Annotated in this window: 21 protein-coding genes; 11 read left to right on the top strand and 10 right to left on the bottom strand. The window is 68.9% G+C overall.

What is annotated here, in order from left to right; all coding sequences use genetic code 11:
* Window positions 1-133: 133 nt before the first annotated feature.
* The 4 genes from QMG73_RS28825 to QMG73_RS28810 all read left to right on the top strand — a co-directional run bounded on the left by QMG73_RS28825 (window position 134) and on the right by QMG73_RS28810 (window position 3,548).
* On the top strand, window positions 134-880 hold the full coding sequence (locus QMG73_RS28825) for an amino acid ABC transporter ATP-binding protein (RefSeq protein ID WP_281900818.1): 747 nt from the start codon (window positions 134-136) through the stop codon (window positions 878-880).
* 61 nt (window positions 881-941) lie between these two features.
* The gene (locus QMG73_RS28820) at window positions 942-1,826 is read left to right on the top strand and encodes a glutamate ABC transporter substrate-binding protein (RefSeq protein ID WP_281900816.1); all 885 of its coding nucleotides are present in this window, start codon (window positions 942-944) and stop codon (window positions 1,824-1,826) included.
* A 40-nt stretch (window positions 1,827-1,866) separates the two neighbouring features.
* Window positions 1,867-2,574, top strand: coding sequence for an amino acid ABC transporter permease (locus QMG73_RS28815; protein WP_281900813.1), 708 nt, complete (start codon window positions 1,867-1,869; stop codon window positions 2,572-2,574).
* Window positions 2,571-3,548 (top strand): amino acid ABC transporter permease, encoded by a 978-nt coding sequence (locus QMG73_RS28810; protein ID WP_281900811.1) that lies wholly within the window; start codon window positions 2,571-2,573, stop codon window positions 3,546-3,548. Before QMG73_RS28815 ends, QMG73_RS28810 begins: the two co-directional genes overlap by 4 nt.
* A 55-nt stretch (window positions 3,549-3,603) precedes the next feature.
* On the opposite strand, the gene rny is transcribed toward QMG73_RS28810, so the two are convergent.
* The 9 genes from rny to QMG73_RS28765 all read right to left on the bottom strand — a co-directional run bounded on the left by rny (window position 3,604) and on the right by QMG73_RS28765 (window position 14,262).
* The gene (gene rny, locus QMG73_RS28805) at window positions 3,604-5,382 is read right to left on the bottom strand and encodes a ribonuclease Y (RefSeq protein ID WP_281900809.1); all 1,779 of its coding nucleotides are present in this window, start codon (window positions 5,380-5,382) and stop codon (window positions 3,604-3,606) included.
* Window positions 5,383-5,788: 406 nt separating this feature from the next.
* A complete protein-coding gene (locus QMG73_RS28800) occupies window positions 5,789-6,493 on the bottom strand; it encodes a 3-keto-5-aminohexanoate cleavage protein (protein ID WP_281900806.1) in 705 nt (234 codons plus the stop codon).
* A 946-nt stretch (window positions 6,494-7,439) separates the two neighbouring features.
* Complete coding sequence (locus QMG73_RS28795; RefSeq protein WP_309299540.1) at window positions 7,440-7,937, bottom strand: regulatory protein RecX; 498 nt, start codon at window positions 7,935-7,937, stop codon at window positions 7,440-7,442.
* A 407-nt stretch (window positions 7,938-8,344) separates the two neighbouring features.
* Complete coding sequence (gene recA, locus QMG73_RS28790; RefSeq protein WP_281900801.1) at window positions 8,345-9,391, bottom strand: recombinase RecA; 1,047 nt, start codon at window positions 9,389-9,391, stop codon at window positions 8,345-8,347.
* Between the two features lie 298 nt (window positions 9,392-9,689).
* Window positions 9,690-9,890 (bottom strand): DUF3046 domain-containing protein, encoded by a 201-nt coding sequence (locus QMG73_RS28785; protein WP_281900799.1) that lies wholly within the window; start codon window positions 9,888-9,890, stop codon window positions 9,690-9,692.
* Window positions 9,877-11,121 (bottom strand): MFS transporter, encoded by a 1,245-nt coding sequence (locus tag QMG73_RS28780; protein WP_281900797.1) that lies wholly within the window; start codon window positions 11,119-11,121, stop codon window positions 9,877-9,879. The genes QMG73_RS28785 and QMG73_RS28780 overlap by 14 nt, the downstream gene beginning before the upstream one ends.
* Window positions 11,118-12,260, bottom strand: coding sequence for an acyl-CoA dehydrogenase family protein (locus QMG73_RS28775; RefSeq protein WP_281900796.1), 1,143 nt, complete (start codon window positions 12,258-12,260; stop codon window positions 11,118-11,120). The genes QMG73_RS28780 and QMG73_RS28775 overlap by 4 nt, the downstream gene beginning before the upstream one ends.
* A gap of 4 nt (window positions 12,261-12,264) precedes the next feature.
* Window positions 12,265-12,918, bottom strand: coding sequence for a UdgX family uracil-DNA binding protein (locus QMG73_RS28770; RefSeq protein WP_281900793.1), 654 nt, complete (start codon window positions 12,916-12,918; stop codon window positions 12,265-12,267).
* 18 nt (window positions 12,919-12,936) lie between these two features.
* The gene (locus QMG73_RS28765) at window positions 12,937-14,262 is read right to left on the bottom strand and encodes an aminotransferase class I/II-fold pyridoxal phosphate-dependent enzyme (protein ID WP_281900882.1); all 1,326 of its coding nucleotides are present in this window, start codon (window positions 14,260-14,262) and stop codon (window positions 12,937-12,939) included.
* A gap of 51 nt (window positions 14,263-14,313) precedes the next feature.
* On the opposite strand from QMG73_RS28765, the gene QMG73_RS28760 reads away from it, so the two are divergent.
* From QMG73_RS28760 to mmsB, 7 genes are all read left to right on the top strand, one after another.
* Window positions 14,314-15,558, top strand: coding sequence for a bifunctional pyridoxamine 5'-phosphate oxidase family protein/GNAT family N-acetyltransferase (locus tag QMG73_RS28760; protein ID WP_281900792.1), 1,245 nt, complete (start codon window positions 14,314-14,316; stop codon window positions 15,556-15,558).
* A 1,245-nt stretch (window positions 15,559-16,803) separates the two neighbouring features.
* Window positions 16,804-17,850 (top strand): LacI family DNA-binding transcriptional regulator, encoded by a 1,047-nt coding sequence (locus QMG73_RS28755; protein ID WP_281900790.1) that lies wholly within the window; start codon window positions 16,804-16,806, stop codon window positions 17,848-17,850.
* Between the two features lie 35 nt (window positions 17,851-17,885).
* The gene (gene araB, locus QMG73_RS28750; RefSeq protein ID WP_281900788.1) at window positions 17,886-19,538 is read left to right on the top strand and encodes a ribulokinase; all 1,653 of its coding nucleotides are present in this window, start codon (window positions 17,886-17,888) and stop codon (window positions 19,536-19,538) included.
* Window positions 19,535-20,188 (top strand): L-ribulose-5-phosphate 4-epimerase, encoded by a 654-nt coding sequence (locus QMG73_RS28745; protein WP_281900786.1) that lies wholly within the window; start codon window positions 19,535-19,537, stop codon window positions 20,186-20,188. The genes araB and QMG73_RS28745 overlap by 4 nt, the downstream gene beginning before the upstream one ends.
* A gap of 159 nt (window positions 20,189-20,347) precedes the next feature.
* Window positions 20,348-21,487 carry a multiple monosaccharide ABC transporter substrate-binding protein gene (gene chvE, locus QMG73_RS28740; protein WP_281900784.1) on the top strand — a complete coding sequence of 380 codons (1,140 nt, stop codon included), beginning with the start codon at window positions 20,348-20,350 and terminating at the stop codon, window positions 21,485-21,487.
* A 68-nt stretch (window positions 21,488-21,555) separates the two neighbouring features.
* Window positions 21,556-23,094 (top strand): multiple monosaccharide ABC transporter ATP-binding protein, encoded by a 1,539-nt coding sequence (mmsA, locus tag QMG73_RS28735; RefSeq protein ID WP_281900782.1) that lies wholly within the window; start codon window positions 21,556-21,558, stop codon window positions 23,092-23,094.
* Entirely contained in the window at window positions 23,091-24,338 is a 1,248-nt protein-coding gene (gene mmsB / locus QMG73_RS28730; protein ID WP_281900781.1) for a multiple monosaccharide ABC transporter permease, read from the top strand. The genes mmsA and mmsB overlap by 4 nt, the downstream gene beginning before the upstream one ends.
* On the opposite strand, the gene QMG73_RS28725 is transcribed toward mmsB, so the two are convergent.
* Window positions 24,335-24,832 (bottom strand): hypothetical protein, encoded by a 498-nt coding sequence (locus QMG73_RS28725; RefSeq protein WP_281900779.1) that lies wholly within the window; start codon window positions 24,830-24,832, stop codon window positions 24,335-24,337. The two genes, mmsB and QMG73_RS28725, sit on opposite strands and share 4 nt — an antisense overlap.
* Between the last annotated feature and the right edge of the window lie 22 nt (window positions 24,833-24,854).

The raw sequence follows: 24,854 nt of genomic DNA, 5'->3' as shown, positions 1-24,854 counted from the left end.
ATGGTGACCGCCCGGCACGGCGCGCGTGGCCGGTGTTATCCCCCTGTGACCAACTATGCGGTCTGATGACACATCGCCACGCATAAAGTGACTGCACCGAGGGCAATCGCGATCTACAGGACGGTGGACGACGGTGACAACGGGTGAGCCGCTCATCGTGCTCGAATCGGTCAACAAATGGTTCGGTCCTTTGCACGTGTTGCAGGACGTGGACCTGTCGATCGACCGAGGCGAAGTGGTCGTGGTGATCGGGCCGTCGGGCTCGGGTAAATCGACGCTCTGCCGCGCGATCAACCGCTTGGAGCCGATCAACTCCGGTTCGATCGTCTTCGACGGGCAGCCGCTGCCGGCAGAGGGGCGCGGACTCGCCAAGTTGCGCAGCGAGGTCGGCATGGTGTTCCAGTCGTTCAACCTCTTCGCGCACAAGACGATCCTGGAAAACGTCACGCTCGGCCCGATCAAGGTGCGCAAGGAGAAGCCGGCAGCGGTGCGCGAACGCGCCATGCAGCTGCTCGACCGGGTCGGCATTTCCAGCCAGGCGAGCAAGTACCCGGCCCAGCTCTCCGGCGGCCAGCAGCAGCGCGCGGCGATCGCGCGGGCACTGGCGATGCAGCCGAAGGCCATGCTCTTCGACGAGCCGACCAGCGCGCTCGACCCGGAGATGGTGGGTGAGGTGCTCGACGTCATGACGTCGCTGGCACGCGAGGGCATGACGATGGTCGTGGTCACCCACGAGATGGGTTTCGCGCGGCACGCCGCCAACCGGGTGGTCTTCATGGCCGACGGCCAGCTGGTCGAGCAGGCCCCGCCCGACGAGTTCTTCGGCAGCCCGAAGAGCGACCGGGCCAAGGACTTCCTGTCGAAGATCCTGACGCACTGAGCGTCCATTGTGGAGCGAACGGCTTGATCCGGGGGCTCCTATCAAAGAAGGAGATTCTGTAATGCGTATGACGCGTATGGTGGCTGTGGCCGCCGTCGCGGCACTGTCCCTTGGCATCGCGGCCTGCGGTGGCGACGACAGTGACTCCGGCAACGACAGCAGCTCCGGCAGCAAGGACTTCGCCGCCGGCAGCACCATGGAAAAGCTGAACAAGGCCCAGAAGATCACCATCGGCACCAAGTTCGACCAGCCGGGCTTCGGCCTCAAGGGCCTGGACGGCAAGCCGGCCGGCTTCGACGTCGAGATCGGCAAGCTGATCGCCGACGAGCTGGGCATCGCCGACGACAAGATCACCTGGGTGGAGACGCCGTCGGCGGTCCGCGAAGAGAAGATCGAAAAGGCTGAGGTCGACCTCGTGGTCGCCACCTACACGATCAACGACAAGCGCAAGGAGCGCATCGACTTCGCCGGCCCGTACTACGAGGCAGGCCAGAACATCCTGGTCAAGGCCGACGACAGCTCGATCACCGGCCCGGACTCGTTCAAGGCCGGCGACAAGAAGGTCTGCTCGGTGCAGGGCTCGACCCCCGCTACCAACATCGAGAAGTACCTGGCGAACAAGGCGTCGCAGCTGGTCGTCTTCGACGTGTACCAGAAGTGCGTCGACGCGCTCACCAACGGCCAGGTCAACGCGGTGACCACCGACAACGTGATCCTGCTCGGCTTCATCGCCCGCAACGAGGGCAAGTTCAAGCTCGCCGGTGAGAACTTCACCAAGGAGCCGTACGGCATCGGCCTGAAGAAGGGCGACACCGCCTTCCGCACCTTCGTCAACGACACCCTTGACAAGATCTTCAAGGACGGTCAGTGGGAGAAGGCCTGGAAGGACACCGCCGGCAAGTACGTCGACGAGACCCCCACGCCGCCGACCATCAACCGGTACTGACCAAAGTGGAGAGCTGGAAGGTGAGATTTAGGAGTTTTCCGTGAGCGTGCTCGTCGACCACTTCGACGTCTTCGCCAGTGGTTTCTGGCTCACCTTCCAGCTCTGCCTGCTGTCCGCGGTGGGTGCCCTGCTCATGGGCACCCTCGGGGCGGTCATGCGGATCTCGCCGGTGCCGCCCCTGCGCTGGGTCGGCACGGCCTATGTGACGGTGTTCCGCAACTGTCCACTGACGATCGTCTTCTTCTTCGCCGCGTTCGGGCTCCCGTCGCTGGGATCGAACGCGGACTTCCTGAAGATCCCAGGGCTGGATTCACTCTTCACCCGGCTCGGCATCGATCTTCCGTACTTCCGCTTCGGAATCATCGCGCTGAGCCTCTACACCGGCGCGTTCGTCTGTGAGGCGATCCGGAGCGGCATCAACGCGGTGTCGCCCGGTCAGGCCGAAGCCGCCCGCGCCATCGGCTTGACCTTCACCCAGAACCTGCGCTTCGTGGTGCTCCCCCAGGCGTGGAAAGCGGCGATTGTGCCGCTGGGCAGCGTGATCATCGCCATGATCAAGAATTCGGCGCTCGCCGGCTTCTTCGGCGTGGTCGGTGACCTGTCCAACGGCGCGCAGAACCTCACCAGCGCCCTCGGCGAGCCCATCATCCCCGTCTTCGTCGGCGTCTCGATCGGGTTCCTCATCATGACCGCGCCTCTCGGGCTCCTCCTTGACCGCATCGAGCGCCGCCGGACGGTGGCCCGATGAAAGACCAGCAGACAGTCCTGTACGACGCCCCTGGCCCCCGGGCCCGCCGGATCACGCTTATCGGCAGCATCGTCGCGGTACTGCTCATCATCGCCGGCGGCTACTTCCTGATCTACAAGCCGCTCGATGACAAGGGCCAGTTCTCCATGGACCTGTGGGGCCCGCTGATCGACCCGAACAACGAGGTCTTTCCGCTGGTCTGGGAGCGGCTCGGCGAAGGCTTCAAGGCCACGCTCATCGCGGCAGCGCTCGCCATCGTGTCGTCGCTGGTCATGGGCACCGCGCTCGCCGTGCTGCGGATCCAGCTCAAGTCGCTGGTCAAGCGCCGGTACGAAGACTTGGCTACGCCGCTCGCGTACCTCCTGCGAGGGCTGAACTGGTTCCTCTCAGCCGTCAGCCGGATCTTCGTGGAGATCTTCCGGGGCCTGCCGGTGGTCATCACGATCTTCTTCGTGGCCAGCGCGCTCCCCGATCTGGGCGTCGACCTCGGCGACATCCTCTGGTACCTGGTCATCGGCCTGACGCTCTACAACATGGTCGTGATCGGCGAGATCCTCCGCTCCGGCATGGAGGGTCTGCCCGGCGGCCAGCGGGAAGCGGCCGAGGCGATGGGGCTGAGCCCCTTCCAGACCACCCGCATGATCCTGCTGCCGCAGGCGTTCCGGATCATGCTGCCCGCCCTGATCAGCCAGCTCGTCGTGGTGCTGAAGGACACGTCCCTCGGGTTCATCATCAGCTACGAAGAGGTGCTGAAGGTCAGCACGCAGATCATCCAGGCGCTCGACGACCCGAACCCGATTCAGACGTACACGGTGGTCGGCACCATCTACATCCTCGTGAACTACGCGCTCTCCAAGCTGGCCGAGTACGTCCAGCGCCGGCTCGCTCGCGGCCGCAAGACCCGCGGTCTCCCCATCCCGGAGAAGCCGTCAGCCGCCCTAATCGCCGAGGTGGAGGCAGGCGGCCGCTTGTAACCCCGGAGCTCTTCGCATGAAACTGGGGCGTCCCCGATGGGGGCGCCCCAGTTTCTTATCGGGCGATCTCCGTAACCCGGGACTCGCGCACCACGGTCACGCGGATCTGACCCGGATACGTCAGCTCTTCCTCGATCTGCTTCGCCACATCGCGCGCCAGCACCGCCGCCGCGATGTCGTCGACATCGTCCGGCTTGACCATCACGCGGATCTCCCGGCCGGCCTGCATCGCGAAGACCTTCTCGACGCCCGACTTGCCGCCGGCGATCTCCTCGATCCGCTCCAGCCGCTTGACGTACGCCTCCAGGCTCTCCCGCCGCGCACCCGGCCGCCCGCCGGAGCACGCGTCGGAGGCCTGCGTGAGAACCGCTTCGATGGTCTGCGGCTGAACCTCGTTGTGGTGCGCTTCGATCGCGTGCACCACCTCGTCCGACTCGCCGAACTTGCGGGCCAGGTCGGCGCCGATCAGCGCGTGGCTGCCCTCGACCTCGTGCGTGAGCGCTTTCCCGATGTCGTGCAGGAACGCGCACCGCTTGATCGTGGGGATATCGAGCCGCAGCTCAGCCGCCATGATCCCGGCGATGTGCGCGGTCTCCACGAGGTGCTTGAGCACGTTCTGGCCGTACGAGGTGCGGTAGCGCAGCCGCCCCAGCAGCGTCATCAGCTCCGGGTGCATGTCGGTGATGCCGACCTCGACGAGCGCGTCCTCCGCCGCGCGCTCGCACAGCCGCTCGACCTCCTGCTTGGCGCTCTCGAAGACCTCTTCGATGCGGTGCGGGTGGATCCGGCCGTCGAGTACCAGCTTCTCCAGGGTCAGCCGGCCGATCTCGCGGCGTACCGGGTCGAAGCAGGACAGCAGCACCGCCTCCGGCGTGTCGTCGATGATCAGGTTGACGCCGGTCACCGACTCGAACGCGCGGATGTTGCGACCCTCGCGGCCGATGATCCGGCCCTTCATCTCGTCGCCGGGCAGGTGCAGCACGCTGACCACGCTCTCCGCGGTCTGCTCGCTCGCCACCCGCTGGATCGCGTCGACGACGATGTGCCGGGCACGCTGGTCCGCGGTGTTGCGGGCGTCGTTTTCGATGTCGCGTACCAGCAGCGCCGCCTCGCGCTTCGCCTGGCCCTCGATGGCCTCCACCAGCTCGGACTTCGCCGCGTCGACGGTCAACCCGGCAACCCGCTCCAGCTCGCGCCGGCGCGCCTCCTCCGCCTCGGTGAGCGCCGACTCGCGGGCCGCCAGCGCGACGTCCCGCTCGCCCAGCTCGGTCTCGACCGTGGCGAGCCGCCGTTCGCGCTCCGCCAGGCGCTCAGCCTGCTCGGTGTGCAGGCGCTCCCGCTCGTCGATCCGAGCCGCCCGCCGCTCCGCCTCCGCGGCCTTCTCCTTGACGGTCTCGCTCAGTACCGCGATCTCCCGCTCGCCGCTGCGGCGCGCCGCCGCGCGTACCTGCTCCGCCTCGGACTCGGCCTGCCGCTGCGCCCGCTCCAGGACGGTGTCGGCCTCCGCGCGCGCGGCGTCAAGGACGCGCCGGGCCTCGGCCCGGGCCGCCCGCGCCTCCGCGCGAGCCTCGGCCGCGTCCGTGCGTGCCGCGGCGGCCGCGGTCTTCGCCTGCTCGACGGCCGCGGTCGCCTCGTTGGCCGCGGTGCGCAGCGCGGCCAGCGCCTGCTCCTGCCGGTCCTTCTCCGCGGTGAACTCCGGGTCGTCCGCGGCGGCGACCGCCGGTGGCGCGGTGGTCAGGCGGCGCAGCACCCGCGCGCCAAGAACAAATCCAATGAGCACGAGTACGGCCAGCGCCAGTACCGCCGCGAACAGTGCCCACTCCGCACCAGCCATGCCGCCTCCCTTTCACCGTCCGGCGCCGGAGGATGACGCCCTCCCGCTGCGCGCCGCACGGCTCACGAGTCGCCCGACCGAGGCGGCTGGCCGTGGATACGGTCCACCGGCAGCGCCCGGCGGGCACCGCCACTGGCCGGTTTTATGTCGCTACCTCGTCGGCCTGGCCCAGCCGGCGAGGGTCAAAGTTGATGCCGTACTGTTACGCGATCTATGTTGTGCGTTTAGCCTGCGATTGGTCGGGCTTCCCGTCTGTAACGCGAGGCTAGGTCGCGAGGGCCGGTTCGGTCAAGGACTCATGATCTGATCGAAGCCGGGACGTACGGCATCGGAACGCTCACACGCAGCTCATGGCCCTTAGGGCATTGCGGGACGAGTTGGAAACAGGTCACATCTTTCGGCCATGTTAAGTCGCCCCGCAGGTCACAGCCGCATCCACCAAATCGGCATTTCCCGCCGCCATCGTGCCATCCGGCATCACCCTGGTGTCCTCCAGACCCACCCGGGTGTCCAATCCGAGCTTCACCGCCTCGCGGAGCACCACCCACACCGTCGGCCCTTCCGCATGCAGCAACACCGGCGGCCGCTTCGACGGCAACAGGGCGAGCATCCGGTGGGCGTTGGAGACCGCTTCGTCCGGATCGCGCTCCATACACTCGAGCAGTACCCGCAGGCACGGCACCCGCCAGCCCAGGTATTCGCGCACCGCCTCCGGTGTCCACAGCCCCGCCTCGACGCCGATGCCACGCGCGTGGAGAGCCGCAGCGATCCGCTCGGCGCCCTCTTCGTGCGCGTTCACCGAGGCAAAATCGGGCAGCACCGTCCAGCTCTCGATCGCCGCCAGCCTGCGCTCGACGTCCGGCTCGATCCACGCCCCGGTACTGATCCCTACCGGCAGCTCCGGACACGCCCGCCGCAGCGCCCGGACGGTCGCACCGACAACCTCCGCGTCGAGCGTCTCGCGCCCCTCTTCGTCCCGCGGATGCACATGTACGGCCCCCGCACCGACCGCCTCACACCGCACCGCGTCAGCCGCCACCTCGGCCGCCGTGATCGGCACCGCCGGATGCTGATCGCGTCGCACCCCACCATTCAGACACCCTTTAAGCACCGTTCAATCCTGTCCCGCCCACCCGTCCCCCGCACCCCATCCCCTTCCCCTTACCCCCACTCCCCCCCGCGCGGGCCCGTTCGGTCCGCCCGTTACCCCACGGCCTTCGCACGGCATGCCCCTGTACGGCCACGCCCCACCCGGTACGCCTCCGCGCGGCCACGGCGCGCGTTCGACCACGGCTTTTCCGCCGATCAAGGGCGAACGCATGTGCTGTGATCTCCGATCCACGCGCGAGCACCGCCCGACGGGGCTCTGCACGGCGTGTCGCCACGCCGCTTGCGCCGATCAAGGGCGAATGCACGTGGTCGGATCTCTGTTCCGCGTGCGTTTGCCCTTGATCCATGCAGATCCCCTTGATCGACGCCGTTGATCAAGCCCGCACGCCCGGTGGGAGAGCGCGTTTTTCACCGAACTTGCGGCATCCCACGCACATCGGCCGATCTGCCGCGCGGATGCGTGGCGGGCTGGGGTCCGACGGACTCCGCGCAGGGCGCCGTGTGGCGCCCGGCGGGCGCCGATCAAGGAAGATCGCATCGATCAAGGGCAAACGCACGCGGAAAAGAGATCCGACCACGTGCATTCGCCCTTGATCGGCGCAACGGGCGCGGCGACACGCCGTACCGCACCCGCCGGGCGGCGCCTGCGCGTGGATCGGAGATCAAAGCACGTGCGTTTGCCCTTGATCGGCAGAAAGCAAGGCCCGAAGAGCGACACCACCGTCCGAGCCCGAAGAGCGACACCACCGCCTGAGTTGGAGGCGGAAGCGCCCCACCCACCAGCCGCCCCAGCGCGGCCCTCGAGCCTGGCAGCGCGACGCCCGGAGCAGCAGCACAGCCCCGGACCGGGCGGCGCGGCGCGGCGCGGCGCGGAAACCCGAACTCGGCAGGGCGGCCTCGGGCCTGGCAGCGCGGCGCGGGAGCGGAGAGGGAGCGGGGAGAGGTGGTTAGGTTTCCTGGTCGGCCAAGGCGTCGGGGTCAACGCCGTCGGCGAACTCGGCCGCCTCGGCGCTCTGGGCCGCCATCGCGTCCTTGACCACGCGGTACGCCAGGCCGGCGGGGTATCCCTTGCGGGCAAGCATGCCGACCAGCCGCCGGTACACGGACTCGGGCGAGCCCCTCGTTACGCGCAGCTTGCGGTCGACCAGCGCCCGCGCGGTGGCCGCCTCGGTGTCGTCGTCGAGGTTGTCGAGGGCCTCGCTGACGGTGTCACCGGCAACGCCGCGCTGGCGCAGCTCGTTGGCCAGTGCGCGGCGTGCCAGGCCGCGGCCGTGGTGGCGGCTCGACACCCAGGCGCGCGCGAACGCCGCGTCGTCGATCATGCCGACCTCGTCGTACCGGTCGAGGACCTGCGCGGAAGTTTCGTCGGAGATGCCGCGCTTGGCGAGCGCCTTGGCGAGCTCGGCGCGGGTGCGTGGCCGCACGGCTAGCTGCCGTAGGCAGATCTCCCGCGCGACCTCGGCCTCGTCCCGAGGCTGCTCCTCGCCATCCCGCTGGCCCCCGCCGCCCTGGCCGGAGCCGCCCCACCCAGCCGCAGCCGGCCCGGAGGCAGCTTGGCCAAAGGAAGCCCGCCGCCCGGAGCCAACGCGCCCGGATGCACCCGATCCGGACCGCGAAGGGGAGCCGGAGCCGCCTTCGGGGTCCGAAGCGCCCGACTCAGCGGGAACCGCGCCCTCGGGCCACTCCCATTCGTCAGGCTCGCTCCCGGAAGCGAGGCGCTCACGGCGAGCGGACCTGCCAGTGCCACTTGACGCGGAAGTGGCTCGGGGCGGCGCGGCATCCCAGCCCCGCCCCGAGCGCGCTCCACGCCGTCGTCCGGCCATGTGACCAGCTCAGATCGGAAAGCGACGGGTCAGAAGTCGACCGGCGGCAGCTCCGGCCCGCCGGCCTCGTCGCCCGCGCCCTGCCCGACGCCGAGCTTCTCGAGGATCTTCTTCTCGATCTCGGCGGCCACGTCGGGGTTCTCCTTCAGGAACTCGCGCGCCTTCTCCTTGCCCTGGCCGAGCTGGTCACCGTCGTACGTGTACCAGGCGCCGGACTTGCGGATGATGCTCTGCTCGACACCGACGTCGATGAGCGAGCCCTCGCGGGAGATGCCCTTGCCGTACATGATGTCGAACTCGGCCTGCTTGAACGGCGCGGCCACCTTGTTCTTCACGACCTTGACCCGGGTGCGGTTACCGACCACGTCGGTGCCGTCCTTCAGGCTCTCGATGCGCCGCACGTCGAGCCGGACCGAGGCGTAGAACTTCAGCGCCCGGCCACCCGTGGTGGTCTCCGGCGAGCCGAACATGACGCCGATCTTCTCGCGGAGCTGGTTGATGAAGATCGCGGTCGTGCCCGAGTTGTTGAGGATACCGGTGATCTTGCGGAGCGCCTGGCTCATCAGGCGCGCCTGGAGACCCACGTGGCTGTCGCCCATCTCGCCCTCGATCTCGGCGCGGGGCACGAGCGCCGCCACCGAGTCGATGACGATCACGTCGAGCGCGCCGGAGCGGACCAGCATGTCGGCGATCTCGAGCGCCTGCTCACCGGTGTCGGGCTGGGAGACCAGCAGCGAGTCGGTGTCGACGCCGAGTGCCTTGGCGTACTCCGGGTCGAGCGCGTGCTCAGCGTCGATGAACGCCGCGATGCCGCCCGCGCGCTGGGCGCTGGCAACCGCGTGCAGCGCCACCGTCGTCTTACCGGACGACTCCGGTCCATAAATCTCGACCACGCGGCCGCGAGGCAGACCGCCGACGCCCAGCGCGACGTCGAGCGCGATCGAGCCGGTCGGGATGACCGCGGTCTGGATGACCGGGCGCTCGCCCAGCCGCATCACCGAGCCCTTGCCGAACTGCTTGTCGATCTGCGCGAGCGCGAGGTCGAGCGCCTTCTCCTTGTCAGGTCCTGCCGCCATTGCCGCCACCCCTACATTCGCCGTCTTAGCGGTCGTCTTCGCCGAAGAGCTTCTCGTCACGCGGACACGCTAGGCGCTGGGTCTGACAGAAAACAGCCGACCGGCCGTGGCCTGTGGACAAGCGCCCAAGTGTGGACAATAGCCGAACATGTGTTCGACGCAAGTACCGACACGTACCAACTGGCGCTCGCTCCGCTCGCGCGGGTCATGCGCCCCCTATGCCTCCCTGTAGCCGACCCTCCGCTCGGTCGCTTCGCTCCCTCGACTCCGGGCCGGCTGCGGGAGGCGGCGCATGACACTAATGCAGTCGGGCGGGCACGCGATCCGGGTACGCGGCCACCACCGCCCGCCATACCACCACGGTATCCACGCCCGCGTCGAGCGCCTGCTGGATGGTCCGACCCGCCAACTGCGGCAGTACCTGGTCGGACGCGATGCTCGTCGCGTATCCAGGCCCGAACGCCTGCTCGAGCCGCGTCCAGAAGTCAGTCAGCCGCACCCTCGGTTCCCTTCAAGACAGCCACCGGTCGCAACGCTAGCGCGACCAGGGGCACCGTCGCGATCGCCGCGAGCAGGTTCAGCGTGGCATACCCGCTCAGCTCGACGAGGAACCCGGCCAGTGCCCCGGCCGACGCCCCGGCCAGCCCCATCACCATGTCGGAGAGGCCCTGCGCGGCCGGCCGGACCTCGGCGGGTACCGACTCGGACAGCAGCGTCGAACCGGCCACCATCGTGCACGACCAGCCAAGTCCCAGTACGAATAATCCCGCCGACAGACGGACCGTGTCGTGCTCCGCGGTCCCGGCCAGCGCGCAGGCCGCGAGCAACAGCCCGACGCCGCCCAGGATGACCGGCCGCCGTCCGAGCCGGTCGGTGAGCAGCCCGACGAGCGGCGACAGCGCGTACATGCCGGCGATGTGCAGGCTGAGCACGATCCCGACGACGCGCAGCACGTCGGCGTCGCCGTGGTACGTCCCCAGGTGAACCGGGGTCATCGACATCACGCCGACCATGACCATGTGCCCGACCGCGGCGGCCGCCATGCCGAGCCGGGCGGCGGGCAGCCCGGCGATGGCGCGCAGGGCGGGCCGGAAAGCGCGTCGGGGCGCCGTCCCCTGGGAAGAGAGGCGCCGCGCCGTCAGCAACGGATCGGGCCGCAAGAACACCAGCAGGATCACCGCGGCCAGCACGAACGCCGCCGCGCTGAAGGCGAACGGCCCCGTCAGTACCGGCAGGCCGAACCCCGATGTCGCGTCGTCGGCGAGCGAGGCGAAGTTCGGGGCCGCCACCGCGCCGATGGTGGTCGCCCACACCACGAGCGACATCTCCCGCGCCCGGCGCTCCGGCGCCGCGAGGTCCACCGCCGCGTACCGGGCCTGGAGGTTGCCCGTCGTGCCGCCGCCGAACAGCATCATCCCGAGGAAGAGCAGCGGTACCCACGTGGTGGCGGCCGCCACGACGATCAGCACGCTCCCCAGTCCACCGGCGGCGTACGCGAGCGCGAGCCCCGCCCGCCTCCCCCACACCGTCATGACGCGGGTCGCCGGTACGGCCATCAGCGCGCCACCGACCACCGCCGCGCTCTGCGCCACGCCGGACAGCCCGGTGCCGGCCAGCCGGGCGGCGAGCAGCGCGCCCACGGACAGCCCGATGGCGACACCCATGCCGCCGATGACCTGTGTGCCGCAGAGCAGCGCCACGGTCCGGCGTTGGATGAGGGCGACGTTCACAGGCCGAGACTACGGCCGATGATCTCCTTCATGATCTCCGTGGTGCCGCCGTAGATGGTCTGCACCCGGCTGTTGAGCCACGCCTTCGCCACCGGGTACTCCAGCATGTACCCGTATCCGCCGTGCAGTTGCACGCACCGGTCAGCGACCTTGTTCTGCAGCTCGGTCGTCCACCACTTCGCTTTCGCGGCGTCCACAACGGACAGCCGGCCCGCGTTGAACTCGCTCACGCAATGGTTGAGGAACGTCCGCGCGATGGTGATTTCGGTGTCGAGCTCCGCGAGCAGGAACCGGTTGTGCTGGAACTTCCCGATCGGCCGCCCGAACGCCTCACGCGATCGCGCGTAGTCGAGCGTGATGGCGAGCAGCCGTTCGGCGGCGGCGACGGCTCCGACCGCGATGCTCAGCCGTTCCCGGGGCAGGTTGCCCATCAGGTGGTAGAAGCCGTGGTTTTCGGTGCCGATGAGGTTGTCGACCGGTACCCGGCAGTCGTCGAAGAAGAGTTCGGCGGTGTCGTTGGCCTTCTGGCCGACCTTTTCGAGCCGGCGTCCGCGCGTGAACCCGGGCGTGCCGCGCTCGACCGCGATCAGGCTCACGCCGTGCGCGCCCTGGTCCGCCGCCGTCTTGGCGACCACGACGACCATATCCGCCATGTCGCCGTTCGTGATGAAGGTTTTCTGTCCATTGAGGACATAGGAGGAGCCGTCGCGCACCGCCGACGTCCGCACACCGGCGAGGTCGGAACCGGCGCCCGGCTCGCTCATCGCGATCGCGGTGACGATGTCTCCGGAACAGAAGCCGGGCAGCCACCGCTTGCGCTGGTCGGGAGTGGTCAGATCGGTCAGGTACGGCGCGACGACGTCGTTGTGCAGCCCAAAGCCCAGCCCGGAGCAACCCGACGTGACGGTCTCCTCGAGCAGCACCGCGTTGAACCGGAAGTCACGCTGCCCACCACCGCCGTACTCCTCGTCGACGTCCATGCCGAGCAACCCGGCGGCGCCGGCCTTGCGCCAGACCTCACGGTCGACGATGCCTTGCTCCTCCCAGGAGGCGTAGTGCGGCACCGCCTCCCGCGCCATGAACTCCCGGCACAGCGCGCGGAACTCCTCGTGGATCGGCTCGTAGAGATGCTGCTCCATGCCTTCAGTCAAGCACTCTCGCGGCCACTTTGAGATCGGCCACCAGGCCGTTGTACGCGATTTCGCGGTTGTCGGCGCGCAGCACCGCCGACGGGTGGATGGTCGCGACCAGCTTGGCGGGTTCGACCGGGAAGTCCTGCGGTCGCTGCGCCGAGTCGGGCCACGGCAGCACCTGCCCGCGCGACTGGGTCACCCGAAAGGACGGCCCGAGCAGCGCCTTGGCCGCCGTCGCGCCGAGCACCACGACGACCTGAGGCTTCAACAGCGCGAACTCCGACACCAGCCACGGCCGGCACGCCTCGATGTGTACCCGATCGGGGGTCTGGTGGATCCGGCGCTTGCCACGCAGTTCGAACCGGAAATGCTTCACCGCGTTGGTGATGTAGATGTGCCCCGGATCCATGCCGGCGTCGTCGACGGCGCGGCGCAGCAGGTGCCCGGCCGGCCCGACGAACGGCAACCCCTTCTGGTCCTCGACGTCGCCGGGCTGCTCGCCGACGAAAACCACCTTGGCGTGCGCGTCACCCCGCCCGAACACCACCTGAGTGGCGCCTTCGTACAGCTCGCAACCACGACATCCGGGTGCGGCGGCTTTCAGCTCATCGAGCGACTTGGCATCGGGTACGAATTTCTCGGCACCCACAGCGGTCTGGGCCATGCCGGTCTTTGTACCCCATCACGCGCTGAAAATGCCGGACCCGACACCACCCGCTGCCCGCACCACGGCCGTGGCCAGGGAAGCGATGTCGTCATCGGCGAGCCGGCTCACCGTGATCCGCACCGCCGGCGCCGAGGACTGCCGATACAGCGCGCCGGGCGCCACCGCGTACCCCAAATCACGCAGCGTGGTCACGGCGCCCGTCTCGTCCGGTACCGGAACCCAGACGTTGATGCCCGTGCGGCCGCGCACGCCGAGCGCGGCACGCAACGCCTCCCGCCGCCGGTCGTAGCTCTTTCCCGCGGCGGCGACCGCGGCCGCGACGTCCTGGTCCTGCCACAGGCGCAGGACCAGGCGCTGAAGCAGCGTCGAAACCCACCCGGCGCCGGTCCGCATGCGGCCGGCGACGCGCGCGACCGTGGCCTCGTCGCCGGCCAGCGCGGCCACGCGCAGGTCCGGGCCGTAAGGCTTCGAGACCGAGCGGATGAACGCCCACGTCCGCGTCGCTCCAGCCAGTGGATGCAGCGGCACCGAAGCCAACTCCCCCGCGTGGTCATCTTCCACGAGCAGCGTTTCGGGAAAAGCACACAACACATCCCGCAGAGCGACCGCGCGGTCCGCGCTCACGGCGGCGCCCGTCGGGTTCTGCGCGCGCGTCGTGACGAGCACGGCCTTCGCGCCGGACGCCAGCGCCGACCGCAACCCACCCTCGGTCGGCCCGTCATCATCCACGGGTACTGGCACCGCGCGCAGCCCGAGAGCCGCTATCAGGTCGAGCGCGTTGGCCCAGCCGGGATCCTCGACGGCGACCGGGTCACCGGGGCGCAGATGAGCGGCGAGCAGCCGGTCGATGCCGTCGAGAGCGCCGTTCGTGGCGGTGATGGCGGGCGCGTCGACACCGTCGGCCGCGAGCCGCTCCCGCGCCCGGTCGGCGAACTCGGGCAGTACACCGGCCTCGGCGTACCCGATGGGGCTGCTCTCCTCGGCGGCGAGCGCGGCGAGATGCGACCCGAGCGCCGGCAGCAGCCGGCGGTCGGGCTCGCCGGTCGACAGGTCGAGCACGCCCGGCGGCACCGGCAGGCGGCGGGCGCCGCGGCTGCTCGCGACCGGCGGGCGGTGCCGGACCCGCGTGCCGTTGCGCCCGGCCGTCTCGATCACGCCGCGCTGCCGCAGCGCCTGATACGCCTTCGCGACCGTGGCCGGGCTCACGCTGAGCGCCTGCGCGAGCGCCCGTACGGCCGGCAGCGGCGCGCCCGCGCCCAGGTCACCGCCTCTTACCCCGGCCTCCACGCTGGCCGAAATCTCGGCGGCCGTGGTCCCGGCGACCTGATAATGTACTGACACAGTCACGGTTTTGTACTATAACAAACTTCTTGAGCAAGCAGGGATGTCGTGATGTACGAGCAGACTCACCGCACGACCGCCAACCGCGACCGGGGCAGGGTCAGCTACGAGCGGGTCACCGCCCACGCGATCCTCGACGAGGCGGTGCACTGCCACTTCGCGTTCACAGTGGACGGTGAGCCGCGCATGCTACCGACCCTGCACGTGCGCGTCGGCGAAACGCTGTACCTGCACGGTTCCACCGGCAGCCGCCCGCTGCTCGCCGCCCGTGGCGACGCCGGCCTGCCCATCTGCGTCACCGTCACCCACCTCGACGGCCTGGTGTACGCGCGCTCGCACACCCACCACAGCGCGAACTACCGTTCCGTCGTCGTGCACGGCACCGCCCGCCTGGTGAGCGACGAGGCCGAGAAGCGCCTCGCACTGGACACCCTGGTCGACAAGGTCGGCCGCGGCCGGGCCGCCGACAGCCGCCCGCCCAACCGCAAGGAGCTCGCCGAGGTCGCGGTGCTCGCGCTTCCCCTGTCTGAGGTGTCAGTCAAAGCACGCACCGGCGGCGTCATCGACGAAGACGAGGACTACGCGCTCCCGCACTGGGCCGGCGTCGTACCCCTGCGCCTGGTGCCCGGCATCCCCGAGCCCGACGCCGGCGTACGCGTGCCGGTCCCCGACTATCTGCGCGCACCCCGTTCCCCGTGGCTGACCCCGGTGCCGCTGCGCGGCTCGCACGTGGTGCTCGAACCGCTCGACATGTCGCATGTGGACGGTCTTTTCGAAGCGACCCGGGATCCGGCCGTGTGGCAGTATTTGACCCAGCCGCAACCGCACACTGTGGACGGAATCGCCGAGTTCGTGGCGGAAGCGCTGCGGGGAAACCAGCGTGGCGAGCGCGTGCCGTGGGTCCAGCGCGACGCCGTGACCGGTGAAATCATGGGCACCACGTCGTACTACTTTCCCGACGAGCGCTTCCGCACCATGGAGATCGGCGGCACCTTCCTGGGACGGCGCTGGTGGCGCACTGGCGTCAACACAGAGGCCAAGCTGCTACTACTGACCCACGCGTTCGAGTCGCTCGACGCGATCCGCGTCACCTGGCAGACCGACATCCGCAACGAGCGCTCGCAAGCCGCCATCGCCCGCCTCGGCGCGACCCGCGAAGGCGTACTACGCGCCAACCGCCGCCGCGCCGACGGCTCATGGCGCGACTCCGTCCTGTACTCGATGACCGCCACCGAATGGCCGAGCGCACAGGCCAAGCTGCGCGAGAGAATCCGCCCGCGAGCGGCTGCCGCGTGATCATGCCCACCCCACCCCAGCCGCCATACGGCCGGCGCCGCCCGCGCTGACCCGCGACAGCCGAGGCCTCGCGCCGCCCACGCCGGTCCCAACCCGCCGGCACCACAACCACCGACCCCGACCCGCCACAACCGCCGCCAGCCCCGCCGCGCCGCCGCGCCGGCCCGCCGATCAAGGGCGAATGCACGCGGTTCGATCTCTTCTCCACGCGCGTCCACCCCCAGGCCAGCCCGACACGGCGTGTCGCCACGCCCGGCCCGCCGATCAAGGGCAAACTCACGCGGTTCGATCTCTTTCCGCGTGCATTCGCCCTTGATCGATGCACATGGCCTTGATCGACGGCCGCAAGAGGGCGCGGGTGCGGCGGCGCGGGGATGCGGCGGCGCGAGGGTGCGGCAGCGCAGGGGCGCGGCGGCGCGGGGTGCGGCGGCGCGAGGGTGCGGCGGCGCAGGGGCGCGACGGCACGGCGATGCGGCGATGCGGCGGCGCGGTCGCGCGCAGCGCGGGCTGAGGGCGTCGGGGATGCCGCGATATCAGGGAAAATGCGGCCTCAACCGGCCTCGGATGCCGCAACATCCCCGAACTTGTCCCCAGGGTCGTGTTCCCGCAGCGCCCACGGCTCGTCCAGGACGTGATCGTGGCGACTGGCTGCCCCTGCAGGGGCAGCCAGTCGCCACAGTCGGCATCAAGACCGCCCGCAGCGGGCGCAGGAGTAGCCGGCCGGCGCCCAGCGCTGCCGCACCGAGGGCTGTCCGCCCACGCCACCGCGCGCGACCGCGCGACAGCAAGGTGCGGGCACCGCGAGCCCGCACCATCCCGGCCGCATCGAGCCGCGCGGCGCGGGCCTCACCACGCGATCAACAACGTCCGCCGATCAAGGACATCCGCATCGATCAAGGCCGAATGCACGCGAACAGAGATCGAACCGCGTGCGTTCGCCCTTGATCGGCGGGGCCGGGCGTGGCGACACGCCGTGCCGGGCTGGCCTGGGGGCGGACGCACGCGGAAGAGAGATCCAACCACGTGCGTTCGCCCTTGATCGGCGAGGAGAGCGCCGGCGCGGGAGCGCCGCCGCGAGCGCGGGGAACGGCGCCGCAAGCCCGCGAGGGACGAGCGCGAAGGGGACAGGGACCGAGAACGGGCCGTATGTGGAGGAAATGTGAGCGGGGTGCTCTTGACAGAGAGTAAGCCGCCCGGAAGCATGCCTGTTAACGTGAACAGCCCTACAGAACAGGCGAAAAACGCATGGCGAAACGGCCCGACAACGGCGCACCCGCGAACGCCCGAGCTCCTCGGCGGTCGCCCGGGATGGTCGACGTCGCGCGGCTGGCCGGCGTGTCACACATGACGGTTTCCCGGGTCATCAACGATCAGCCTACCGTGAGCCAGGTCACGCGCCAGCGCGTGCTCGCCGCCATGAGCGAGCTCGGATACCGCCCCAATGTCGCGGCCCGCGCGCTCGTCACCGGTCGCACGCGCACGCTCGGAGTGATCAGTGTGGACACCACGCTTTACGGGCCGGCGTCGATGTTGCTGGCGATCGAGCGAGCCGCCCGGGAAGTTGACTATTCGGTCAGCATCGCGAGCCTGCCCAGCCTCGAACGGCGTACGCTGCGGGACGCTTTCGACGCGCTCGCCTCGCAGGCGGTCGAAGGGATTATCGCGATCACGCCGCATGTGGCGGCCACCGCCGCGCTCCGGCATGTTCCCAAGGATGTTCCCGTCGTGGCGGTCGAGGGTGGCAAGGGTCCACTCCCGACAGTGGCGGTCGACCAGTACCTCGGGGCTTCCGAGGCGACCCGCCACCTGCTCTCGCTGGGCCATCGCAGCGTGGGGCACATCGCCGGCCCGTCCGACTGGTACGAGGCTCAGGAGCGCGAGCGCGGCTGGCGCGACGTGCTGGTCGCGGAGGGCCGCGCGGTGCCCGAGGTGGTGCGTGGCGACTGGAGCCCGCGCTCGGGATACGCGGCGGCCAAGCAACTGCTCGAAAAGAAGACGAAGGTGACGGCGCTGTTCGTCGCCAACGATCAGATGGCCATCGGTGCCCTGCGCGCTCTCGGCGAGGCGGGGATCTCCGTGCCGCGCCAGATGAGCCTCGTCGGGTTCGACGATATCCCGGAGGCCGAGTTCTTCTCCCCGCCGCTGACGACGCTGCGGCAGGAGTTCAGCGATGTGGGCCGGCGGAGCCTGGAACTGCTGCTGGAGCAGGTCGAGGGCGCACCACGCACCCGCCGCCGCCTGGTAATACCACCCCAGTTCGTCATCCGTGACAGCACAAGCGCCCCCGAGTAACAAACAACACCAACCACAAAGGACACAACCACCCCATGAGTGACCGGTATGTCGTAGGTGTCGACTACGGGACCCTGTCGGGACGGGCCCTCGTGGTCCGGGTCGACGACGGCACCGAGGTCGGCACCGCCGTCCACGAGTACAAGCACGCCGTCATCGACCGCGCGCTGCCCACCACCGGCGAGGCCCTTCCGCCCGACTGGGCGCTTCAGGACCCCGAGGATTACATCGACGTTCTCCGGACGGCCGTGCCCGCAGCGGTGGCCGCCGCGGGTATCGACGCGGCCGACGTCATCGGCATCGCGACCGACTTCACGGCGTGCACGGTGCTGCCCGCGACAAGCGATGGCACGCCACTGTGCTGGTTGCCTGAATACGAAGGCCGCCCGCACGCGTACCCGAAGCTGTGGAAGCACCACGCCGCCCAGGGCCAGGCCGACCGCATCAACGCGCTCGCTCACGAGCGCGGCGAGCCGTGGATCAACAGGTACGGCGGCAAGATCTCCTCGGAGTGGCAGTTCGCCAAGGGACTTCAGCTGCTGGAGGAGGACCCGGAGGTCTACGGGCGGGCCGAGCGGTGGATCGAGGCCGCTGACTGGATCATCTGGCAGCTCAGCGGCACCGAGACCCGCAACGTGTGCACCGCCGGCTACAAGGGCATCCGCCAGGACGGCCAGTACCCGAGCCGCGAGTATCTCGCGGCGCTGAACCCCGGCTTCGCCGACTTCGTCGAGAAGATCGACTTCCCGTTGCTGCCGCTCGGCGCCCGCGCCGGCGGGCTGACCGCGCAGGCCGCGGAGTGGACGGGCCTGCCCGAGGGCATCGCGGTCGCGGTGGGCAACGTCGACGCGCACGTGACCGCGCCGGCCGCGCAGGCGATCGAGCCGGGTCAGATGGTCATGATCATGGGTACGTCGACCTGCCACGTCATGAACGGCACGACCCTCGCCGAGGTACCGGGCATGTGCGGCGTCGTCGAGGGCGGCATCGTGGAGGGCAGCTGGGGATACGAAGCCGGCCAGAGCGGCGTCGGTGACATCTTCGCCTGGTTCGTCGACTCGTCGCTGCCGGCCGAGTACCGCGACGAGGCCGCCCGGCGCGGCGTCAGCCCGCACGTGTACCTGAGCGAACTGGCCGCCGCGCAGCGGGTCGGCCAGCACGGCCTCGTGGCGCTGGACTGGCACAACGGCAACCGTTCGGTACTGGTCGACCACGAGCTGTCCGGCGTGATCGTCGGCCTGACGATCGCCACCAAGCCGGAAGAGGTGTACCGGGCGCTGCTGGAGGCCACCGCCTTCGGCACCCGCACCATCGTCGACGCGTTCGAGGGCTCCGGCGTACCCGTGCGGGAGCTCGTGGCGGCCGGTGGCCTGCTGAAGAACCGCTTCCTCATGCAGATGTACTCGGATGTCACCGGCCGTCCCATCTCGGTCATCGATTCCGAGCAGGGCCCCGCGCTGGGTTCCGCGATCCACGCCGCGGTGGCCGCGGGCGCCTACCCCGACGTGCCGGCCGCCGCCGCGGCCATGGGCCGCGTCCAGCGGCGGGTCTACGAGCCCGACGACGAGCGCGCGAAGGCGTACGACGCGCTCTACGAGGAGTACAGGCAGTTGCACGACTACTTCGGGCGGGGCACGAACGACGTGCTGCACCGCCTCCGCAAGATCCGGAACGAGGCACACGCATGAGCATCGACAAGCTGAGGGAAGAACTCGTCGGGCTACATCACGACCTGATCCGCTGGGGGCTCGTGGTGTGGACGGCGGGCAACGTCTCAGCCCGGGTGCCGGGCGAAGACCTCTTCGTGATCAAGCCGAGCGGCGTCTCGTACGACGACCTGACGCCCGAGTCGATGGTGGTCTGCGACCTGGACGGCAAGCTCGTCGAGGGTGACCTGTCGCCGTCGAGCGACACGGCGGCGCACGCGTACGTCTACCGCGCCATGCCGGAGGTCGGCGGCGTGGTGCACACCCACTCGACATACGCGTCGGCGTGGTCGGCGCGCGCCGAGGCGATCCCGTGCGTGCTCACCGCGATGGCCGACGAGTTCGGTGGCGAGATCCCGGTTGGCCCGTTCGCCTTGATCGGCAACGACGACATCGGCAAGGGCATCGTGTCGACGCTGAGCGGTCACCGTTCGCCGGCCGTGCTCATGCAAAATCACGGTGTCTTCACGATCGGCAAGAACGCGAAGGCGGCGGTCAAAGCGGCGGTAATGTGCGAAGACGTGGCACGCACCGTGCACATCGCGCGCTCCCTGGGGCCTTTGGTCCCGATCGCGCAGTCTGATGTCGACAAGCTGTACGACCGGTACCAGAACGTCTACGGGCAGCGCTGAACCGCATCTATCCGGGTTTGAAGATCATGACCGTGTTACAAGAACGTGACACTGTGATGCCCATCCTGGACCTTGACGAGAGAGATGTGAACGTTAACGCTGTCCATCTGGTGTTACCTGAGCGTCAGGCACGCACCGGTTCCTGAGAGAGGAAAGCCTGTGAGCAGAAAGATCTTGGTCGCTCTTGGCAGCGTCGCGCTGGCGCTCAGCCTCGCGGCCTGCGGCGGTGAAGGGGCGGGCGACGACTCCAGCACCAGCGGAGACAAGCCCGCCGACCTGACCATTGGTGTGTCGATGCCGACACAGACCTCCGAGCGATGGATCGCCGACGGAAACTCCGTGAAGGAGAAGCTGACGGCGAAGGGGTACAAGGTCGACCTGCAGTACGCGAACGACGACATCCCCACCCAGTCCCAGCAGGTTGACCAGATGATCACCCAGGGCGCCGACGTCCTGATCATCGCGGCGATCGACGGCACGGCGCTGAGCAGCCAGCTGCAGGCGGCGGCCGACAAGAAGATCCCGGTCATCGCGTACGACCGGCTGATCCGCGACAGCAAGAACGTCGACTTCTACGTCAGCTTCGACAACTACAAGGTCGGCGTGGCCCAGGCCAACGCGCTGCTGACGGGCCTTGGCCTGCTCAAGGCCGACGGTTCGAAGGGCACGGCGACCGGGCCGTTCAACATCGAGCTGTTCGCCGGCTCGCTCGACGACAACAACGCGCACTTCTTCTTCAGCGGCGCGATGGACACCCTCAAGCCGTTCATCGACGCGGGCACGCTGAAGGTGAAGTCGGGCCAGACGAAGATCGAGCAGGTGGCGATCCTGCGCTGGCAGCAGGAGACCGCGCAGAAGCGCATGGAAGACCTGCTGACCAAGAGCTACAACGACGGCAGCAAGGTCCAGGGCGTGCTGTCGCCGTACGACGGCCTGTCCCGCGGCATCATTACCGCGCTGCAGAACGCCGGCTACGGCTCGGCCGCCAACCCGATGCCGCCGGTCACCGGTCAGGACGCCGAGATCGCGTCGGTCAAGCTGATCAACGACGGGGTCCAGAACTCGACGATCTTCAAGGACACCCGCCTGCTGGCCGAGCAGGCCGTTATCGCGGCCGAGGCGTTCCTGCAGGACAAGACTCCGACCGCGAACGACACCAAGACGTACGACAATGGCGTCAAGGTCGTCCCGTCGTACCTGCTGCCGGTCGTGACCGTCTACAAGGACAACATCAAGAAGGAACTGATCGACTCCGGCTACTACACCGCTGAGGAAGTCGCCGCCGGTCAGGCCAAGTAAGACCGGGGATCGGGCTCGGTGGTACTAGGCCGCCGGGCCCGATCCTCTTTCACGCAACAAGGAGAATCATGGACGACGCCATTCTCGAGATGCGCGGGATCACCAAACGGTTTCCCGGCGTCACGGCGCTGCAGGACGTCTCCATCACCGTTCAGCGGGGTGAGATCCACGCCATCTGCGGCGAGAACGGGGCTGGCAAGTCCACGCTCATGAAGGTGCTGTCGGGCGTGTACCCGACCGGCAGCTACGAGGGCGAGATCATCTTCGACGGGCAGCCGGTGCATTTCAACGGCATCCGCGACAGCGAGCACGTCGGCATCGTGATCATCCACCAGGAGCTTGCCCTGGTGCCGTACCTGTCCATCGCGGAAAACATCTTCCTCGGCAACGAGCGCAAGGGCGCCAGCTCGCTCATCGACTGGCACCGTACGAACGCCGAGGCGGGCAAGCTGCTGGAGTCTGTCGGGCTGGCCGAAAACCCGGTGACGCCGGTGATCCAGCTCGGCGTCGGCAAGCAACAGCTCGTCGAGATCGCCAAGGCGCTGTCGAAAGAGGTGCGCCTGCTGATCCTCGACGAGCCGACCGCCGCCCTCAACGACATCGACTCGGCGCACCTGCTCGGCCTGCTGCGCAAGCTGAAGGAGCGCGGCATCACCTGCATCATGATCTCGCACAAGCTCAACGAGATCACCGCGATCGCCGACTCCACCACGGTCATCCGCGACGGCAAGACCGTCGAGACGCTCGACATGCGCGCCGGAGACGTGACGCAGGAGCGGATCATCCGCGGCATGGTCGGCCGCGACCTGGAGAGCTTCTACCCCGACCGGGTCTCGTCGCCGGGCGAAGAGGTGCTCCGGATCGAAGACTGGACCGTCCGGCATCCCGTGCAGGACCGCAACGTCGTCGAGGGCGCCAACATCAACGTGCGCGCCGGCGAGGTGGTCGGCATCGCCGGGCTCATGGGCGCGGGCCGCACCGAGCTCGCGATGAGCGTGTTCGGCCGCTCCTACGGGCGCGACATCTCCGGCCGGATCTTCATGCACGGCAAGGAGGTCAAGGCCCGCAACGTGGCCGAGGCGATCGACAACGGCATCGCGTACGCCACGGAAGACCGCAAGCGGTACGGGCTCAACCTCATCGCGGACGTCGCCCGAAACATCTCCGCGGCGGCGCTCGGCAAGCTCTCCCGCGCCGGTTGGGTCAACGGCAACGAAGAGATCAAAGTGGCCGAGCAGAAGCGCCGCGACATGAACATCAAGACGCCGACCGTCATGTCGGTCGTGGGCCAGCTCTCCGGCGGCAACCAGCAGAAGGTGGTGCTGTCGAAGTGGCTGCTCACCGACCCTGACGTGCTGATCCTCGACGAGCCAACCCGCGGCATCGACGTCGGCGCCAAGTACGAGATCTACACGATCATCAACAAGCTGGTGGCAGACGGCAAGGCCGTCATCGTCATCTCGTCCGAGCTGCCCGAGCTGCTCGGCATCTGTGACCGCATCTACACGCTCTCTGCCGGCCGCATCACCGGCGAAGTGCCGGTGGCCGAGGCCACGCAGGAAAACCTCATGGCGCTCATGACGAAGGAGAAGGAGCTCGCCGCATGACAAGCACCAAACCCACGGCGGCGGAGGAGACCGCGTCGGAGAGCGCCCCTGCCGCGGCGTTGCACACCGGGATCAGTGACCCTCGTACGCTGATCATGCGCAACCTGCGCCAGAGCGGCATCTACGTCGCTTTCGTCGCCATCATCGCGCTCTTCGCGGTCCTGACGGACGGGGTGTTGCTGAGCCCGGGCAACATCACCAACATCGTCCTGCAGTACTCCTACATCCTGGTGCTCGCGATCGGCATGGTGATCGTGATCATCGCGGGCCACATCGACCTGTCGGTGGGATCGGTGGTCGCGCTCACCGGCGCGGTCTCGGCGGTACTGGTCATCCAGCAGGACTACCCGTGGTGGGCCGGCATGGTGGCGGCGGTGGCCGTCGGCGTGGCGGTCGGCGCGTGGCACGGCTTCTGGGTGGCGTACGTCGGGATTCCGGCGTTCATCGTGACCCTCGCCGGCATGCTCCTGTTCCGCGGGCTCACGCTCCAGGTGCTCGACAACATCTCGCTCTCGCCGTTCCCGTCCGAGTACCAGAAGGTCGCGAACGGGTTCCTCAACGGTCTGATCGGTGGCCAGGGCTACGACGCGTTCACGCTGCTCATCGCGGCCATCGCGGTCGGCGGGTACGCGGTGTTCGGCTTCCGGACCCGCCTGGCGCGCATCCGGTACCAGCAGCCGGTGGAGTCGTTCCCGCTGTTCGTCACGAAGGTGCTGCTGGTCGGCGCGGTCGTCATGTACTTCGCCTGGCAGCTCGCCCACGCGCGCGGCCTGCCGATCGTGCTGATCATCCTCGCGGTGCTCGTGCTCGCGTACGGGCTCGTGACCCAGCGCACGGTCTTCGGCCGCCAGGTGTACGCGATCGGCGGAAACCTGTCGGCGGCGATGCTGTCCGGCGTGAAGGTCAAGAAGGTCAACTTCTGGATCTTCGTCAACATGGGCTTCCTGGCGGGCGTGGCCGGCGTCATCTACTCCTCGCGGGCCAACGGCGCCCAACCCGCCGCCGGCAACATGTTCGAACTCGACGCGATCGCCGCCGCGTTCATCGGCGGCGCCGCTGTCGCCGGCGGCGTGGGCACCGTTCAGGGTGCCGTGGTCGGCGGTCTCATCATGGCGGTCATGAGCAACGGCATGCAGCTCATGGGCGTCGACCAGTCGACGCAGTCCGTCGTGAAGGGCCTGGTGCTGCTGGTCGCGGTGGCGTTCGACATCTACAACAAGCGCCGCGCCGGCGCGACCCGCTAGCGCGAAAGCTCGGCGCAGAGTTCGCGCTCGGTGCCGTGGTACATCGTGACGGTCTTGTACGACGCCGCGTCGAAGGCGATGGTGTAGAGGCCGTCGAAGACGTAGATTCCGCGGGGGCGGTTGCCGCCGCCCTCGCGGAACCCGAAGAGCGCCGGCCCGACCACGGCCCACACCGAGTCGGAGACCACGGTCCCGCCCTGGGCGATCTTGACCATGGCGCTGCCGCTCAGGTCCACCTCGACAGACGCGCCGCTCGCCACGTTGGTCACCTTCAGCACGAGGTCACCCACGTACGCCTCGCGCTTGGTGGAGCCGTCCGGGTACCGCTCGAACACGCGGGTCCGCACCTCGTCGACCACCGGCTCGGCGCGCACGGGGAAGTCGCACCGGGCACCCGCCGGCACCTCCCAGGGCGAGGACGGCGCGGGCACCCAGCCGCCGCCGGTCGCCGCCGCGGCAGGCTCGGCCGCCACGATGACAGCCAGCAAAGACACGATCCCAATGATCATTTTACGC

Source organism: Phytohabitans aurantiacus, assembly GCF_027923225.1.
Taxonomy (GTDB): Bacteria; Actinomycetota; Actinomycetes; order Mycobacteriales; family Micromonosporaceae; genus Phytohabitans; species Phytohabitans aurantiacus.
Note: the sequence above shows the minus strand (reverse complement) of the source record. Positions and strands in the feature narration are given on the sequence as shown.

Excerpts from the sequence above, each read along its gene's own strand:
- QMG73_RS28820 (WP_281900816.1), top strand. The coding sequence starts at position 942 with ATGCGTATGACGCGTATGGTGGCTGTGGCCGCCGTCGCGGCACTGTCC.
- QMG73_RS28810 (WP_281900811.1), top strand. The coding sequence starts at position 2,571 with ATGAAAGACCAGCAGACAGTCCTGTACGACGCCCCTGGCCCCCGGGCC.
- rny (WP_281900809.1), bottom strand. The coding sequence starts at position 5,382 with ATGGCTGGTGCGGAGTGGGCACTGTTCGCGGCGGTACTGGCGCTGGCC.
- recA (WP_281900801.1), bottom strand. The coding sequence starts at position 9,391 with ATGGCGGCAGGACCTGACAAGGAGAAGGCGCTCGACCTCGCGCTCGCG.
- QMG73_RS28775 (WP_281900796.1), bottom strand. The coding sequence starts at position 12,260 with ATGGAGCAGCATCTCTACGAGCCGATCCACGAGGAGTTCCGCGCGCTG.
- QMG73_RS28770 (WP_281900793.1), bottom strand. The coding sequence starts at position 12,918 with ATGGCCCAGACCGCTGTGGGTGCCGAGAAATTCGTACCCGATGCCAAG.
- QMG73_RS28760 (WP_281900792.1), top strand. The coding sequence starts at position 14,314 with ATGTACGAGCAGACTCACCGCACGACCGCCAACCGCGACCGGGGCAGG.
- QMG73_RS28755 (WP_281900790.1), top strand. The coding sequence starts at position 16,804 with ATGGCGAAACGGCCCGACAACGGCGCACCCGCGAACGCCCGAGCTCCT.
- araB (WP_281900788.1), top strand. The coding sequence starts at position 17,886 with ATGAGTGACCGGTATGTCGTAGGTGTCGACTACGGGACCCTGTCGGGA.
- QMG73_RS28745 (WP_281900786.1), top strand. The coding sequence starts at position 19,535 with ATGAGCATCGACAAGCTGAGGGAAGAACTCGTCGGGCTACATCACGAC.
- mmsA (WP_281900782.1), top strand. The coding sequence starts at position 21,556 with ATGGACGACGCCATTCTCGAGATGCGCGGGATCACCAAACGGTTTCCC.
- mmsB (WP_281900781.1), top strand. The coding sequence starts at position 23,091 with ATGACAAGCACCAAACCCACGGCGGCGGAGGAGACCGCGTCGGAGAGC.